The organism is Candidatus Filomicrobium marinum (genome assembly GCF_000981545.1).
Taxonomy (GTDB): domain Bacteria; phylum Pseudomonadota; class Alphaproteobacteria; order Rhizobiales; family Hyphomicrobiaceae; genus Filomicrobium; species Filomicrobium insigne.
On record NZ_LN829119.1, the window covers coordinates 1,271,699 to 1,287,069 of the forward strand.

The window sequence follows — 15,371 nt, forward strand, 5'->3', positions numbered from 1 at the left end:
GCTTCACAATTCTTGAGCAGCAGTGAACGGATCGACGTTTGCCCATCCCAGCCATCACCATTAGAACCAAAAAAGGGGAGACCAGGACAATGAGGTGCGGCGGCGCAGGGAGCGTCCGCCGATGGTGGTGCACGGGAGTGATGATTCTCATGACGTCGGTTATTGGCACGCGGCACGTGGCCGTCAGCCAATCGATGCGCAGCGATACCGCTGCGTTACAACGGGACTCGTTTTCGGGCACCGCGCCTGACCTTGGGGCATAGGTCGGCGGGGAAGGCTGATGGACATTCAGGATCTGCGCATCTTTACGCGCGTTGCGGCGATGCAGAATCTTTCTGCGGTGGGCACAGAGATGTCGCTCACGCCGGGCACAATCTCGAAGCGGCTACAGGCTCTCGAAGATGAACTCAGCGTTCGTCTTTTCGATCGCACGACACGCTCAATCCGGATCACAGAAGAAGGTGCTCTCTTTTTAGAGCATGTCGATCGCATCCTGGCGGAGCTTGAGCTGGCCCGTGCGAGCGTCGACGGCAACGTCAAAAGTCCGCGAGGAAAGCTGAAGATCAGCGCGCCCGTGCACATAGGCGGCCGCGAAGTCGGCGAAGGTATTTCGTCCTTCATGCGCCAGCACCCAGAAATAGAAATCCACGCTGAATTAACGGACCGCAACGTCAGCCTCCAGGAAGAGGGCTTCGACGTTGCGATCAAGACGGGAGTCCTTGCTGACAGCGCTTTGATCGCGAAACGTTTGGCGACCAACCCGCATGTTATCGCAGCCTCACAAGTTTACCTCGATAAGCATGGCGTGCCAAAGACACCCAACGAGCTGGAGCGCCACTGTTGTCTGGTTCACGGTGAAGACTGGGCATGGCCGTTCGCCCGGCGCAATGCACAGCGTAGTGTGCGTGTCACAGGAAGGTTGCGCACGAACGACGATCGCCTCCTGATGCGAGCTGCCCTCGATGGACATGGGCTGATCCGCGTATCGAGCGGGCGCGTTCGCTCGGCTCTCGCGGACGGTCGCCTCAGGACGGTGCTTGAGGATTACGATACGACCGGAGACAGTGCCGTTTGGGCAGTCTATCCGCGGAACCGTCACATGCTGCCGCGTTTACGTTCGTTCGTCGATTTCTTCGCGGCCTGGACGCGTGCCGCCGTCGATGAGGATCATCAGTGCAAGGACGTCCCCGTATCTGGCGACGGCGGGCGCATTCGGTCGGCAAAGGAAAACCAGCAGGCCGCTGCCCCTCAGCCGACCCGTTCCAAAACGCCAGCGCCCGCACGCAAGCGCGCCCCGCGTCCCCGGAAAAAGACTGCGAAGCGCGCGTAATATGTCATGAGTGACACCATTTAAGGGGTAGCTGCTGCGGCAGGCCGCACCGCGAACCGTACGCCGAGGCCACCGATGACCTGATGGCTGGCAAGCTCAGTTGTTAAGCGGCCCTGCGCCGGCTCTTCGCCTGAGAACCACCGCATGGCTTGCCGGTATAGATCTGCAAACAACCCGATCTTAGTGCCATCAAGCCCCGTCAGAGGCACGTCATAGCTCGCGAATGAGAACTTATACTCTAGAAAATAGCTCATCCTCGGCAGCCGGAATTCGAGTCCGACGAGTGCCTGAACCACGGGACCTGTGAACTGATATTCGTAGGTGCGGCGCTTGTCTGACTGCAACTGAATTTCAGTGTGCGGCAGATTGATACCGGCGCCGAGGCCGACGTAGGGCGACAGACGCGGGTGCAAGTTCGCCAGCCGAAGCAGGCCATTCAGCGTCAACATGTTGTGGCCGTGGCTGAACTCCAGCCGCTTGAAGACGTCGTTCAATTTCGCGACTTCTGGTGCTTGGCTACCGTTCAGAAGCCCTTTGAATTTTGCATCGTTCTGGAGTTCCGCGATTGTCTTCGAGTGCGTGAAGTCCAGCATGGTGCCCGTCCGCCCTTCGCCGAACCAACGCAGCACGCGAACACCGTAGTAGATCGGGTCGATGAACGGTTCGCCGCGCCATGCGACAGGCTCGGCGCTGAAGTCGTGCTGGCCAGCTTTCTTGAGATTTACCTGACTGTCGTAGGTGTATGGCATCCCGCCATAGGCGGCGACCATGTATTCCGCTGTCGGTGCGGAGCTTTTGGTCTTTGGCGTGGCAGCTTGCGGAGTATCGCTTGCGACGCGCTCAGGTTCGCCCGCATCTGATTGCCAGACACCCGCGCCGACCCATACCGCGAGAGCCAGGATCGCCAGAGCGCGTGACCCCGTCTCAAACCAGCCGCTTGCTGCGCTGGGGGCCGCAGGCCGAGGCCACACCAACTCGGAAAGGCGGTAGGTATTCGGCAAAGCGTGTATCCCCCAAATCGAGCCCATCCGTCACGCCACGACGATGCCAGAGAAATGGCCGGCAGATGACGGTTGTCTTCTTCTAGTGCCCGTGGGCACAAAACCGTAACCACGCCGTTCGTCGCATTGATCTGCGTCAACTACAAAGACGCACTTGCTGCAGGCCCGGCCAGCCGGTCTAGCATGGCTCGAACAGCACGGATCTGGGCGGCATCCCGGGTCAGGTATTGACGACCGGTATAGCCCCACCAATCCCAACAGCCCTGGGGATTAAGCGCACCGGTACTGACTTCAGGAAACAGAACGATAAGCCGGTTGGACGCGGCCCAACGTGCAAGGCCGCTCTCCTTTATGAAGGCATCGCCGACAGCAGCTCTATTTTGCAGGCAGCCGTGAAAAGCGACATGCAACCGGCATCCGGCCTCGTCGCGGCACGAGTCCGGAATGAACACGACACCGGATGGCCCCATACCATGATCATAAATATTCTCGGTAAAGGGGTCCTGATCGAATTCGAGGAACCGACCTGCAAGCTGCTCCTGCGGCGGGGCCAGCTGACCGAGAAGCTGTTTGAGCATGACCCCGGCTTGGTCGTAGTCGCAATCCGTGATGTACGGAGAGCGCGACACCGAACATTCGCCGCCGGAATCGGTAGTGACGAACGCATGCCCCGCAGGCACATCACTGACATAAAGAATGTTCCCGTCAGGAACGCCAAGATTTCGATAGAAGGCCACCGCAGCCGCTACGATGGGCGGCTTCACCACTGTGTCCTCCTGGCCTGAAAAGAGGTAGAGGCGATCCGTTGTGACGTCTGCAATCGCGCCGATTTTGTTTTCGTTAGAGAAGGTGCGCGCCTTGCCGGCAAGAAGAGCCGGATCAGGGATGCCCCACATAGCGAGCGCATTGAGCATGCAGCCATTCACTGCGCGGGAAGCATTTAGAAAAACGGTTCCGCTATCGGGTACAACGCCTGCGAAGGCACTTTCAGCACAAGCATAGGGCCCGCCGGCTATAATGCCGGCCCCACTGACAATATCCGCGTGGGCGAGCTGAAACTGTCCCGCCATATAGGCGCCGGATGATATCCCGGACACGGTTGTACCATGAAGTTGCGCCGCTAAGGCAGGCAACGCTGCAGGTTTGCGACTTGGCGCATCCCAACCCATTGGCCCGGCCAGGAAGAGTAGGCCGAGAAGCATTATCCCGACCGCCATCATCCACCACCGAGCCCACAGATTTAAGAGTACGCTCATCGTTCCCCCGCCTGCTATTCCGCCTGCCCACGCATGAATTTTTTCTACGCGTCTATCGCGGGCGGGATTTATCGTGACAATAAGCCCGCTGACCAAGCAGTGCCACACCGAGCCGATCAGAGCGGCAGGCATGGCGTGGGGTAGGATTTAGGGTTTTATTGTAAGCGGACCGTGACACGATCGACACGACCCTCCGCGTCAATCACGGAAACCTTTGCGAAACCAGGACCATTAGGCTGCCACAGGACCTCGCGCCGGTGTGGCGAAGAATCCAGAGGGCGTCCATCCACAAGCCAGGTGAGCGGCAATTGGCCGCCCTCCGCTTTCAGAAGTAGAGGCTCAGCGGGCTGTTGACCTGCTCCGACTTCGAGTTCGGAGCGGTCGGGTGGAAACGCGATAACGACGGGCTGCTGCAGGAATCCCCCTGAGCTGGCTTCTGTCGCTTCGCGACCGAAACGCTTTAGGGGAGGCGGCAACTCGGCGCCCGAAACCCTGAGTACGCCGGCAGGTGCTGGAGCGAGCGGCACGCGCTGTTCTTCCAGACGTGAGAAGGCATCAAAAAGGATGGGTGCCGCGGCTGTGCGTCCGGTCAAGCCCGGCGTTGAGGTCGCATCAGGTCGTCCAACCCAGACCGCGATGACATAGCGGCCGTCATAGCCAATCGCCAACGCGTCACGGTAGCCATAAGACGTCCCCGTTTTATAGGCGATACGTCCGCCGCGCGTATTGGCCGGCGGCGGCGCATCTTTGAGGATGTCCCCCACATACCATGCCGCCACTGGTGACATGAGGCGGCGCTTTCCATCATCTGCGACGGCGCCGGTGAGGTGGCGCTGTTGTGCGTCTCCGCGCAAATGGGTGAGCGCGACGTAACGGCCACCGTTGGCCAACCCCGTATAAAGACCCGCCAGATCCTCAAGCGTCAGTCCGAGGCCGCCGAGGGCAATAGCGAGGCTTGGGTGCGCGTCATCAGGCAGAACCGGGGTGAGTCCGAACCTTTTAAGACGGCCGACGAGCCGATCAGGTCCCACAGCATCGAGCATCGCGACAGCCGGTACGTTGAGGGAGTGCCCTAGCGCTTCCCGAATCGTGACGGTGCCATGGTATGAATCGTCGAAGTTTTCTGGCCGGTAGGAACCGAACCGCGTGGGACGGTCCTCAATCAACGTCTCAGGATGCGCGAGTCCGGCCTCGAACCCGAGACCGTAAACGAGCGGCTTCAGTGTCGATCCTGGTGATCGGATAGCGCGCGTCATGTCGACCGCACCAAATCGCTCACCGTCGAAGTAACCCGCTGACCCGACCTGTGCGAGGATCTCACCCGTTGTGTGATCTACGGCAATCACGGCCGTTGAAAGTTTAGGGCCGAGCGCGCCTGCGTGCTGCGTGGCCAACGTCTGAAGAGCGGCCTGGACGTTTCGGTCAATGGTCAGATGATGAACGGTGCGATCCGGATGAGCGACCAGTTCGGCTTCAGCCAGATGCGGCGCCAGCATAGGAAACGAACGACGCAAGTGCGGCACCACATCGGCCATGGCGTATTCGGCTTCCGCACGCGAAATGACGCCAGCCGCGACGCCGCGTTGAAGCACCCGGTTTCGTGCAATGCGTGCCGCCTTCCAGTTCCGGTCAGGCCGTCGCGTCTCCGGCGATTGTGGAAGCGCCACGAGCAGCGCAGCTTGCGACAGCGACAGGCGATTTGGCTCACGTCCGAAATAGGCGAGGGAAGCCGCACGCACACCCTCGATGTTTCCGCCGAAGGGGGCCAACCTTAGATAGATGTCGAGGATTTGCCCTTTGCTGAGCTGACGCTCTAGCTGAACCGCGCGCAGGATTTGCGAGAACTTTCCCGCGGCGGTGCGTTCATGACGTCGGTCGAGAAGTCGCGCGACTTGCATGGTGAGCGTTGAAGCCCCGGACACAATCCGTTGATTGTGGACGAGCTGTAACGCAGCCCGCCCGGCGGCATACATATCGACACCGCCATGCGTCCAGAACCGACGGTCCTCGAAGGCGAACAGAAGTTTCAGATAACGCTGGTCCACCTGGGTATGTGTGATGGGGAGACGCCAGCGGTGATCTTCAGTGGTGAACGCGCGAAGCAGTCGATCTTCCCGGTCAAGCACCGTGACCGAGAGTTGATCGGCAACCTGAAGCGGCGGTGGATCGAGCCGAGCAATCGCGATCTCGAATGCCGCCACGGCGGAAAGTCCGGCAAGGATGATCGCGGCAGCTCCTGCTGCCGCGATCTTTAGGAAGGGTCGAGCCCGGCTCATAGACGTATCCTCAGGCTCTCACTTAGTTCTTTGAGGTCACGGTCAAGGTGCCTGCTTCCGTCCGCGCATGCCGTTCAGGGACGTACATGTCCTCGACGGTTGCGGCCGGGTGAACGAACTCTCCCGGCGTCACAGCGCGGACGATGTAGGCAACTGTAGCTGTCGTCCCAGCAGCTTTCACATCGCTGCGGCTCTGTCCGAAGAGGTTAAAGGCGGCGACGACGCGGTCATCCCGGAACTCGGTGTGTTCTGGCGAGATGTCGCTTTTCAACCAGCTCAGGCTCGAAAGATTACCCGACGCGACAAGCCGGGGGTTCTCGACCTCGAAACCTGCTGGCAGGCGATCGACAACAAGAACTCGTCCGCCGGCATTGTCGGCCGTCATCTTCACCACCGCGACCAGACGCTCATTCTGAGCGATGGATGCTTCGCCACCGTTGGCGCTGGCAAGATCGACTGCGGTTCCGTCAAGTTTGAAGTAGCTGCGTTCGATGGAGAACCCGTTGCTGACGGCCGGTTCCGCGTTGAGCGATGCGCCGACGACCGACATCACGGCATCAAGATCAGCGTCGCTCTCGTTTGTGACCTTGAAAGATCCCGTGTTGAGTTCTTCCGCCGTCAGCTTGCGTGCAAGAGGACCGCTGTGAGCAGTGCCCCCGATCGTCAGCGAAGCCGAAGCGGACTCGTCGCCGAGGGCTTTCACCGCAAGAAGCAACCAAGCCTGTTCTTGTGTCGAGGTATACCGCCTGTTGGTGTAGCCCGACGCGACGACGTCGATCAGGTGTGGGATACGCTCATTCTCCATACCTGTTTCCGCAGACAGCGCGACGAGTGCTGCCCCATCCCGCAACCGCGAGCCATAGTCATCGCGCAGTGAAATCACCTGCGCCTCCGACCCGGTTAGGTCTGCATACGCCGCTTTAAAGGCAATGCCGCTGCGTTCCTTGTCCCCCATCATCGCGAGGGCTGCGCCGAGCTGCGCTTTGGCGAGCGGTGTTGAGAACCGGTCGAGGCGCGTATCGACGTAGTAGCGCAGTTCACCGATAGGTGCGCGGGCGTTCCGCGCCAGCACGTAGAGCGCATAGGCACGATCTTCACCACCTGTTTCAAAGTCTTGCGCATAGGCGATGAAGTTTTGGAGGCGATCGAGGGCCTGTGTGAAGCCAGGTTCGCGGACTTTGTGTCCGGCCTCCTTGGCGCGCGTCAGGAAGTCTGTGACGAAGCTCGTCAGCCACATGTTCGTGTTGCCCGGTCCCCATGCGCCGAACGCGCCTGAAGCGTCCTGCATTTCAAACACGCGGTCGATAGCCTTCTGCACCCGGTCGGAAAGATCTGCTTCGATCTTCACGCCGCTGCGCTGGGCCACTGCACTGGCATAGACCAGCGGCAATGCGCGGCTCACCGTTTGCTCGGCGCACCCATAGGGATACCGGTCAAGCTGTACCAAAAGGCCGGGGACGTCGAACCGGGCTGCGGGGCCAACCGAGAGGTTGATCTCGCTACGATCGGGAATGAGATCGTGTAGCAAGTCGGCCGATAGAGAAAGGCTTCCGCCGTTGGCCTTGATGCTGGCGATCGTAGTCCGTTTGATATCACCTGCAGGGGCCTTAACGTCGAACGTCAGAGTTCTGGCCACGTCGATACCGTCGGGCCCTGTGATGTTCACATGGTAGGTCTGGAGTCCCACGGACTTTGGCTCAAGCGACAACCTTTCGCTTCGCCGTTCCTCGGTCTTCAACGCCACATCGCGTTGAATAAGAGAAACCTGGGCACCGGCCGTCACCTCATGCGCAACGTTTACGACATAGGTGGCCTCCGGTCCCTCGACGTTGTGGACGTCCAGAGCGAGCTGGGCCTTGTCGCCGAGTGTCAAGAAACGCGGGCCTGCCACGGTCAGGGCCACTGGATCACGTACAATTACATCCATCGTCGCCGAACCGACGCTGCTGTCACTCCACGCGACGGCCATGAGACGAACGCTGCCGTTGAACTCAGGAAGGTCGAATTCTACTTCCGCTGAACCATCGCTGGAGACTTCCACAATGCCGGAGAACTTTGCGACAGTGGCTTCAACCGGGGGACTGCCCTGCATCTGCATGCCGGCATCCGCATCGCCGCCCGAACGCAGCGTGCCACGCTCCGCCCGCATGCCGTCGATCAACCGCCCATAGTAGTCCCGGATGTCGTGGCCAAGCTGCGTTTGTGCATAGAACCACGTTTGCGGCTTAGGCGCTTTGTAGTTCGTGAGATTGAGGATGCCGACGTCGACAGCCGCCAAAGTCAGGCGCGCGGTCTCTCCCGCGGGAAATCCTGACACCTTAATGGGGACACGCAGTGTCGCGCCGGATTCAATCTTGTCCGGAGCGTTGAGCGCGATATTGAGCGTGCGCTTGGTCTGATCCAGAGCAAGCCACTGCAACCCAAGAGACCGCTGTGGCATGCGCTTGAGAGCTTCGTCCATCGGCCGGTAAAGAATGGCCGTGACGTAGGCGCCGGGCCCCCAGTTGTCGCCAACCGGTATGCTGACATCGCCGCCGCCTGTGGGCACATCAACTTCCTGCATCGCATAAAGACGGTTGCCGAGGACTGCGACCAAGGCCTTGCCGCCCTGCTTTGCCGCGATCCTGAGCTTTGCTGTATCGCCGGGTTGATAGGTTTCCTTGTCCAGTGCGATGTCGAGCTGTTCAGGACTGTCAGGCCGGTCGCTTCCGGAATACCAGCCGGCCGTGAAGGCGACGGAACTTACGACCTCGGCCGAACCGGCGGATTGAACTTCGAGGACATAGCGGCCGTACTTGACCGGCATCTCAAGCCGGCTCGGCTTTTCGGCAGCCACTTCAAGTTTTCCGTCCGCGACTTTGCGCGTCAATGTCACGGGTTCGAACGTCCAATAACCGCCGCGGCTATACCATTGCCAGTTCGTTTCCAGCTTATTGAGTTGCCATACGAGCCCCGAAGCAGCTTCAGGCTTGCCGTCGGTTCCAAGCATGAGCACGTCAAATTGCGCCGTTTCGCTTTCTCCGAGCCGGTCTCCGTTAAACAACGGCTTGATGCCGATGCGCTCCAATCCGAGATCGACCGGCAACGTAACCTGCCGTTCGATCGTGCGTCCGCCGGGTTCGGCAAGCCGCACGAGGACCTTGGCTTCCAGAGGTTTTGCCGTCTTCACGACCTTCGGCAGGGAAATGCTGAGGTCGGCTTCGCCCTTCTGCGAGGTCGTGGCAATTTCGTTCAGGGACTCGCGTACCGGCGTAATCTCTTCATCAGACTGGCCAAAGCGATATCCGGAATAGCCCGGCACGCCTGAGCTGGAGGTTCTGACAATGACATCGCCTTCCATTTTGAGACCCGCAGCAGGCGGCCCATAGAGGTACCGTCCGGTGACTGCAATCGTTGCCGGATCGTTGACGCCGATCGAAGCGGACTTTGGACTGAGCGTCATGTCCAGTCGTTCAGGGACGAAATCTTCGACCAGGAACGCGGCCTGCGCGATCGGGGCGGCCTTCGGGTCGACATGGACTTGCGCACGCCAAGTACCCGTCATCGCGCCGTGCGACAACGGAAGCAATGCAGCGCGACCGCCGGAACCTTCATCGACGAGCGTGAGCCTCTGATGTTCGACACCGTCCGGCCGCGTCACGATCAGCGTGACAGGAAGGTTGGAAGATTTGCCCTCGTCGTCTCGCACAAGCGCAGCGACGTGTACGTCTTCACCGGGGCGGTAGACACCACGTTCCGTATAGACGAATGCGTCGATGGGGCCGGATGGCTCCCGACCCTTGACGCCGCGATCCGAAAGATCAAATGCCGCCGTCGTCATATCGAGGAAGGCATAGTCGGACAGTCCATTCTGCGCGACCAGGATAGCCGGCTGCAGGCCGCCTTCTCCGCGTGCAAGCGCGCCGTCGAACTTCACATAGCCATTCGCATCGGTCTTGGCGGTGGCGAGCACCTCGTTGTTGCGCGCGATCAACCGGACTTCGACTTCTCTGACCGCGTGTGCCTCGCTCAGTGAGCGAACAAAGGCATGCACTCCATCGCGGCCTGAAAACGCCGTCAGTCCGAGGTCGGACACGATGAACCACTGCGTGGCGATAGTATTCTGATAGTCCGAGGTTGGCGTTGCCGCCTGTGCCGTCATGACATAGGCACCGGGCTTAAGCGTGCCGATGGCTTCATTGACCGGGAAGGCCGTTGTAACTTCCTTGTTGAGGTCGCGCTTGACGGTCAGATTCCCGGTGTAAACGCTTTCGCCCGATTGCGACTTGATCGTTTCGAGATCCCAGCTCGAAAGCTGCCTTTGCAGGTCGCCGTTGATCACAGCGCCAGCCAGAGCACGGTCGCCGAATCGGAAAACCTCCACCTGAACGGTGTCGGTGTTGACGGAGACAACGGGGATACCCTGCTGACCGCGCGCCGGGAGAACATAGGCACGTCCCGTGAAGCGCACAGTCGGTTTGCGATCCGGCAGATACGCTGCGATTTCGATCGTCTTTTCGAGCGTCTCTCCAATCTCTGAGGGAAGCCCCGCACGCAGCTGCACTTCGTAGCGCTGACCGTGTGCAAGCCCCTCGATGCACAATTGGCTGCCTTCCGGCGTCACGGCCTGTGCGTCCTTGCCGTTGACAGAAATAAAGTCTGCGAACTCGACCGGACCACGCGCTAGGCTTTCGGAAAACTGCAGGCAGAGACGAGGCGAATTCGTTTCCGTCTGTGTCGAGTAGTCCGTCATGCGGAAGCCGTGCGCGCTGTGCAGCTTGTCATAGGTTGCGCGCACCTTTGGGTTGTCCGCAAGCGCGAGACTGACCTTCAAGGCCTCCAGTGCCGGCCGCCAGAATTCGCGGCGTTGCAAAGTGTCAGCAAGTACGCTCAGCGCTTCCGCCTTCTGCGCATTTCCGCTGGCATGTTGATAGGCGCGATATGCGGCGCCGGAGGCGTTGACCGGAATATCGTAGCGCTCCGAACCATTGAGCTGATTGGGATTGATGGCGATTAATGAACGCGCGAGTCCAAGCCAAGCTGCGCTGTTGCTTCGCGCGCTGCCGGCCGCTGCGGCAAACGAGCGAGATGCTGCGCGTGGATCCTTTCCGAGGTCCTGTCCGCCCTTCGCCAACAGTGTTTTGATATTCGCGTTTCTGTCCGCCCAGTTTTCTACGAGATAGGACTCGTAGCGCTTCGCATCCTCCTCCAACTGCTGATGAGCGAACTTCGCCTCCTGAGCGGCAGCTGGAAGAAAGGTGATTAGGAATGCGGCCGTAACCGTCGCTAGCAGCAACGCGGCCTCGACAAAACGCCTCGGCGAAAATGAGTGCATGGGGGGCAACCTCGAAATAAAGCCAGGGAGCACAATCACAATTTGCGATCCTGCACGACTAGATCACCAAGCCGTGCGAAGTTGAAGCCCATCAGACCCGCATGGCCGAAGCTTGACAGTAAACTGACTTATCCGGTGTTGCCGGGATTTGCGTGAATTTTCCAACCGGTGCCATTGTGATGCGCGACGTGGATCGATCGCAAGAACACGCGAGGAATATTGGCAAGATACCGCGACTACGCTGGCGTAAAAATGCGGCGCTGCCCTTCCGTGAGAAGGGAGGGCTTGTTTCTGGAAAATAGAGAGGCCGCCGGGCGGACGTGGGCTGGACGCAGATGCGCCAAAGACCTTGATCCGGCCTATTTAAACGCCAGGGTCCAACGGGACGTGCGCATCTGCGCAAGAAAGATCACGCCATGAATCGGCGCTCGGCGCCACGTGCGTGGTTCCATCCCTTCTCCGGCGGCCTCGCCACCGCAGCGTTGCGCTGCAGCGGCAATCCACTGTCTCACTAAGGTTAGTGGCGCGTAGCGGAGTTCAGCAGAACTTCCTTGACGCTTTGGCCGGGTACAGCAATGGCCTTAAGTGCGTCTGTCATCGCGGCGATACCAACGTTCGGCGTCGCGTCAAACTTTGCGGGTTGGCCGGCACGCCATAGGCTATTGAAGGCCTGCTGGCTCCACTTCGTCGAAACGGCGCAGTTCTCCGCGAAGCGTTCGAAGGCATCGGTTTTTGAAGGCTCGCGCCGCATGCAATCGCCGACCCATGTCGTAGCATCGTCGAGGATGAGCTGTTCGTGGGCATCATACAGTCGGGCATCATGCACGACGCGGGTACTTTCAGCGGTAAACGGAGCGCAAAGTTTAACAGTGCTGTCGCCGCCGAATTCGTTGCTGTCGATGGCCGTGATGACAGCGCGAACGTTAATGCGAAGTGCCGCGATCTCGTCGGCCAATGAGGCCAATACGCGTGCAGCCGGGCTCTCGAGGGAACGCGCAACGAGGCAGATAGAGCTGCAGTCGGCGCCACTCAGTCGGCGCGACTCTAGGCTGCGCAATACAAAGGCTCTTAGGACTGCGCACTTCTGATCTTTCTTGACGACCTGGCAACCCGATGGAGACTTGGCGCGCATAGAAGCTTTTCCTTTATTCAGTGCGATGTCCGGTCTGCCGGTTGATAGGGTTCGGCAGGCCCCGAAGTTCTGAAGCCCATTAATCGCTGAAGACGGTTAAGCAACCGTTGCGGATTGCATCGAATGAGGCACGCTTCGCGCATATCAAGCGTATTCAAAGCACTTCTCCCCCCGGAGCGGGCCGAAGTCGGCTGACGAGCGTGACAAGTCGGGCTTCATCATCGTCTTGAGTCTCAGTGTTTGCGTCCTCCACGACCGCTACATCCGTTACAATTTGTTGCGCGGATGAAGGCAGCGGAGGTGGGACGAGCGAAACAACCGTCTCTTCAGAGATTTCAGTTTCGACCGAATCGTGCGGAACGCGCTCGGCGGACATAATCGGCAAACGCGCTTCGGTTACGGGGATGCTGAACGTCGCCGTTTCACGCGTCATCGTAACGGTCGTCTCGCGCGCCTCCGACGGCATGACCTCACGGACTTTCTCCACGAGCGAAGTGGCGGCTTGTTTGATGGTGTCGTTGGACGCGGACGCCGGTGGTTTGAAAGGAAGAACATCGGCAGCGTTTCGCTTTTCCATGGCCTCGTCGTCAGCAGTGGTGCGGATGGTCTCGGTCTCTACCCTGACATCCTGTTTGTTCGAATGAGTTTCGGGTTGTTCGTCGAGGGTATTTTCCAGGTCCGCATAGAACGCGTCATTGTTGTTGAGTTCAAAGGCGGCGGTTGCGGCATAGCGGCCGAAGGCAGAACGCAAAGTGGCTTCGCGCTCTGCATCGGCGTTGATGCGCGCGCCGCTACGTGCGGCCCCGTTCGCAATCTTTGCCGCGTGGCCGTTCCCGTTTGCCGCCAGACCTGAACCGTTCGCGTATTCGGTGGCACTGCCATTCAGTTCGGCAGAGGCGACTGGAATACGGTGGCCGTTGAAATGGCCATTGGCCTTGCGCGTCTTACGTCGACCGGAAATAGCATACGCCTTCGCGCGTTCAGCGCCGCTATCGCGCAGATCCGGCGCCGGTATATCGAGATGCGGCCAGCGGTCCTTCCTGTCTTGCGGCTCACGTGTTCGGCAGTTTTCAGCTTTTTGCTCAGAGGTGCCCATCGCTAATTCCGGACCGCGCTGTACTGCGGCTTCGTCTTCCAATCTCTGTCTGCGACGCTTCTCCTCTTCCACGCGCCGCGCAGCGCCCATGACCGCCTGAAGGATCATGTCCGACCAGGCACCGTCCCGGAAACGATAGACGCGAAATGCATGACAACCGGCAAATTTGCTGCCTTGCCGCCAAAGCTTGCGCTGGATCGCACGGGTCGACAAAAACGGATTGTAGACGCGCGAGAAAATGCGCTGCTGCTCGAAACCGGAAAACAGGTTTGCCAGCAAGTGAGCTTCATGCTGGAGGTCCTGCGCATCGCTCGCACCGAAGCCGAACCCATTTGCGCCGTTGCGCTCATGTGGTTTGTAAGGTGCGTCAAGCGGCACGGCGACATAGTACGCGCCATACATATCAAACACGACATGCCGGAAGACCTCGAAGTTCTGCCGGATTTCTGGGTCGCGATGGATCTCATTGAAGCGCGACAAGATCTTGATCATGGGACCGCGCTCGGCCTCACGCATGATCGGTACCAGATTATTGAGCCGGTTCATCGGACGCCCCATGGAGACGAGCAAGAGGCAGAGGTCGACGAACGCAGCGATTGCGAGCGGAATGTAATCACGCGGCGAAAGGCCTGCCGAAATGCGAGCGCCAGGTGGGGCTTGCCCGTTGGTGCTCGCTTCCGAAACGGATTGCACCGCTTTCTTCTGCAACTCCCGTAGCTCTTCAGCGGAGGGCGGCAGGTCAAGAACGAGTGCGCCTTGAAGCGTTGCGGTCAGACGGCGAAACGCTTCGATGGTGGCCTCCGAACCTTCAACGGCCGCAATGCGCGGCTTGGTAAGTTGCGGCAACTGATCGATGGCACGAACCACACCACGCAATGCTGTCTGTAGCTGTGGATCGGGGCAAGTGAAGGTGCCTCCACTCGACGTTGGAAATATCGTCTTTCCGGCTCGGTCATCGAGATCAGCACGGATTTGGCGCAGCTGAGGATCGCCCCGGAACGCGTTGAAACCCGTCACGGTCATATCGAGCCTCCGGTTGAGGCCGTTTAGAAAATCATTGCGCGTTCCTGTCTCGGCATCGATCGTTGAGGGATCGCCTTTCACCACCTTCGCGAGATCGCCATCCAATGACGATAGCTCCGCTTTGACCGTCGCAATGCGGCCTTTGACGAATTCAGATGCAAAGAGGAAACGCTGCGCATCATCATCGCGCAGCTTACGGCGGGGGCCGTCGCCGGGGCGGCTATTGGGACACGTCGTGCCCTTCTCCCTCTCCTCGATCGCCTTCGCAGAGGAAAGTTCGGTCAATTGCACGAGCGTCGCGTTGAGTTGTTCCAGGCGCGTTGAGCCAGCGTGCAACGAGTTTTGAACTTGCGCGACCGCAGCTTCTGCCGATCGCGTCGACTCCTGACGACTTTCCAAAACTTTCCAGTAGAAGCCAAAGCCGAAGCCGATCGAGATAAGGCTCAAGAACAGGTAGCCGGCAATGTAGACGATCTTGGTTGAGGTATTGATTGGGCTGAAAATCTGGTCAAGCAGCCAGATGATCATCGTCATCAGCATAGCGACCGAAAAGCCAATGATAATGCGGTGCCCGATTGGCAGCGAACCGAGGTTCGACTCAATGAGTTCGAGCATGCCGACATACGTCGCCACCCACGACAACGCGCCGAGCCCGATAACCAGAATTACTTTCTTCCAATCACGTGGCGTATCGTCTGGGTCGACCCAGTCGCCGTCACTCGTACTGAAGCGGCCATGCTGCGGACGAGCCAAATCCTGCTGCCGCCGCGCGTCATCTGAAAACGCCATCGGATAGACCTGTCAAACTCTGTCGCGATAGGCACGTTCTCGTTTTTCGGAAACAGCGCCGGATTCCCGCCGCAGCCGTTCCGCGATGCCTTGTACGCGGCGTGTTGCCTCGAAATATCGTGTGCGCCCGGCCTTCCTGGCGTGCGTGATCGGT

At 59.6% G+C, this 15,371-nt stretch carries 7 protein-coding genes; 1 reads left to right on the top strand and 6 read right to left on the bottom strand.

What is annotated here, in order from left to right; genetic code table 11:
- The first annotated feature begins 280 nt into the window (after positions 1-280).
- Complete coding sequence (locus YBN1229_RS06150) at positions 281-1,330, top strand: LysR family transcriptional regulator (RefSeq protein ID WP_052743743.1); 1,050 nt, start codon at positions 281-283, stop codon at positions 1,328-1,330.
- A gap of 20 nt (positions 1,331-1,350) precedes the next feature.
- On the opposite strand, the gene YBN1229_RS06155 is transcribed toward YBN1229_RS06150, so the two are convergent.
- The 6 genes from YBN1229_RS06155 to YBN1229_RS06180 all read right to left on the bottom strand — a co-directional run bounded on the left by YBN1229_RS06155 (position 1,351) and on the right by YBN1229_RS06180 (position 15,217).
- A complete protein-coding gene (locus YBN1229_RS06155; protein WP_160298688.1) occupies positions 1,351-2,331 on the bottom strand; it encodes a hypothetical protein in 981 nt (326 codons plus the stop codon).
- A gap of 140 nt (positions 2,332-2,471) precedes the next feature.
- On the bottom strand, positions 2,472-3,587 hold the full coding sequence (locus tag YBN1229_RS06160; RefSeq protein WP_244465023.1) for an extracellular catalytic domain type 2 short-chain-length polyhydroxyalkanoate depolymerase: 1,116 nt from the start codon (positions 3,585-3,587) through the stop codon (positions 2,472-2,474).
- Between the two features lie 155 nt (positions 3,588-3,742).
- On the bottom strand, positions 3,743-5,863 hold the full coding sequence (gene pbpC / locus YBN1229_RS06165; RefSeq protein WP_046477393.1) for a penicillin-binding protein 1C: 2,121 nt from the start codon (positions 5,861-5,863) through the stop codon (positions 3,743-3,745).
- A gap of 22 nt (positions 5,864-5,885) precedes the next feature.
- A complete protein-coding gene (locus tag YBN1229_RS06170) occupies positions 5,886-11,177 on the bottom strand; it encodes an alpha-2-macroglobulin family protein (protein ID WP_046477394.1) in 5,292 nt (1,763 codons plus the stop codon).
- Between the two features lie 517 nt (positions 11,178-11,694).
- The gene (locus YBN1229_RS06175; protein WP_046477395.1) at positions 11,695-12,309 is read right to left on the bottom strand and encodes a hypothetical protein; all 615 of its coding nucleotides are present in this window, start codon (positions 12,307-12,309) and stop codon (positions 11,695-11,697) included.
- A 154-nt stretch (positions 12,310-12,463) separates the two neighbouring features.
- Entirely contained in the window at positions 12,464-15,217 is a 2,754-nt protein-coding gene (locus YBN1229_RS06180; protein WP_052743745.1) for a DMT family transporter, read from the bottom strand.
- Positions 15,218-15,371: the final 154 nt, after the last annotated feature.

What these genes read in the sequence shown, in the direction of transcription:
- YBN1229_RS06175 (WP_046477395.1), bottom strand. Translation starts at nt 12,309, where the DNA reads ATGCGCGCCAAGTCTCCATCGGGTTGCCAGGTCGTCAAGAAAGATCAG.
- YBN1229_RS06170 (WP_046477394.1), bottom strand. Translation starts at nt 11,177, where the DNA reads ATGCACTCATTTTCGCCGAGGCGTTTTGTCGAGGCCGCGTTGCTGCTA.
- YBN1229_RS06160 (WP_244465023.1), bottom strand. Translation starts at nt 3,587, where the DNA reads ATGAGCGTACTCTTAAATCTGTGGGCTCGGTGGTGGATGATGGCGGTC.
- YBN1229_RS06150 (WP_052743743.1), top strand. Translation starts at nt 281, where the DNA reads ATGGACATTCAGGATCTGCGCATCTTTACGCGCGTTGCGGCGATGCAG.
- pbpC (WP_046477393.1), bottom strand. Translation starts at nt 5,863, where the DNA reads ATGAGCCGGGCTCGACCCTTCCTAAAGATCGCGGCAGCAGGAGCTGCC.
- YBN1229_RS06180 (WP_052743745.1), bottom strand. Translation starts at nt 15,217, where the DNA reads ATGGCGTTTTCAGATGACGCGCGGCGGCAGCAGGATTTGGCTCGTCCG.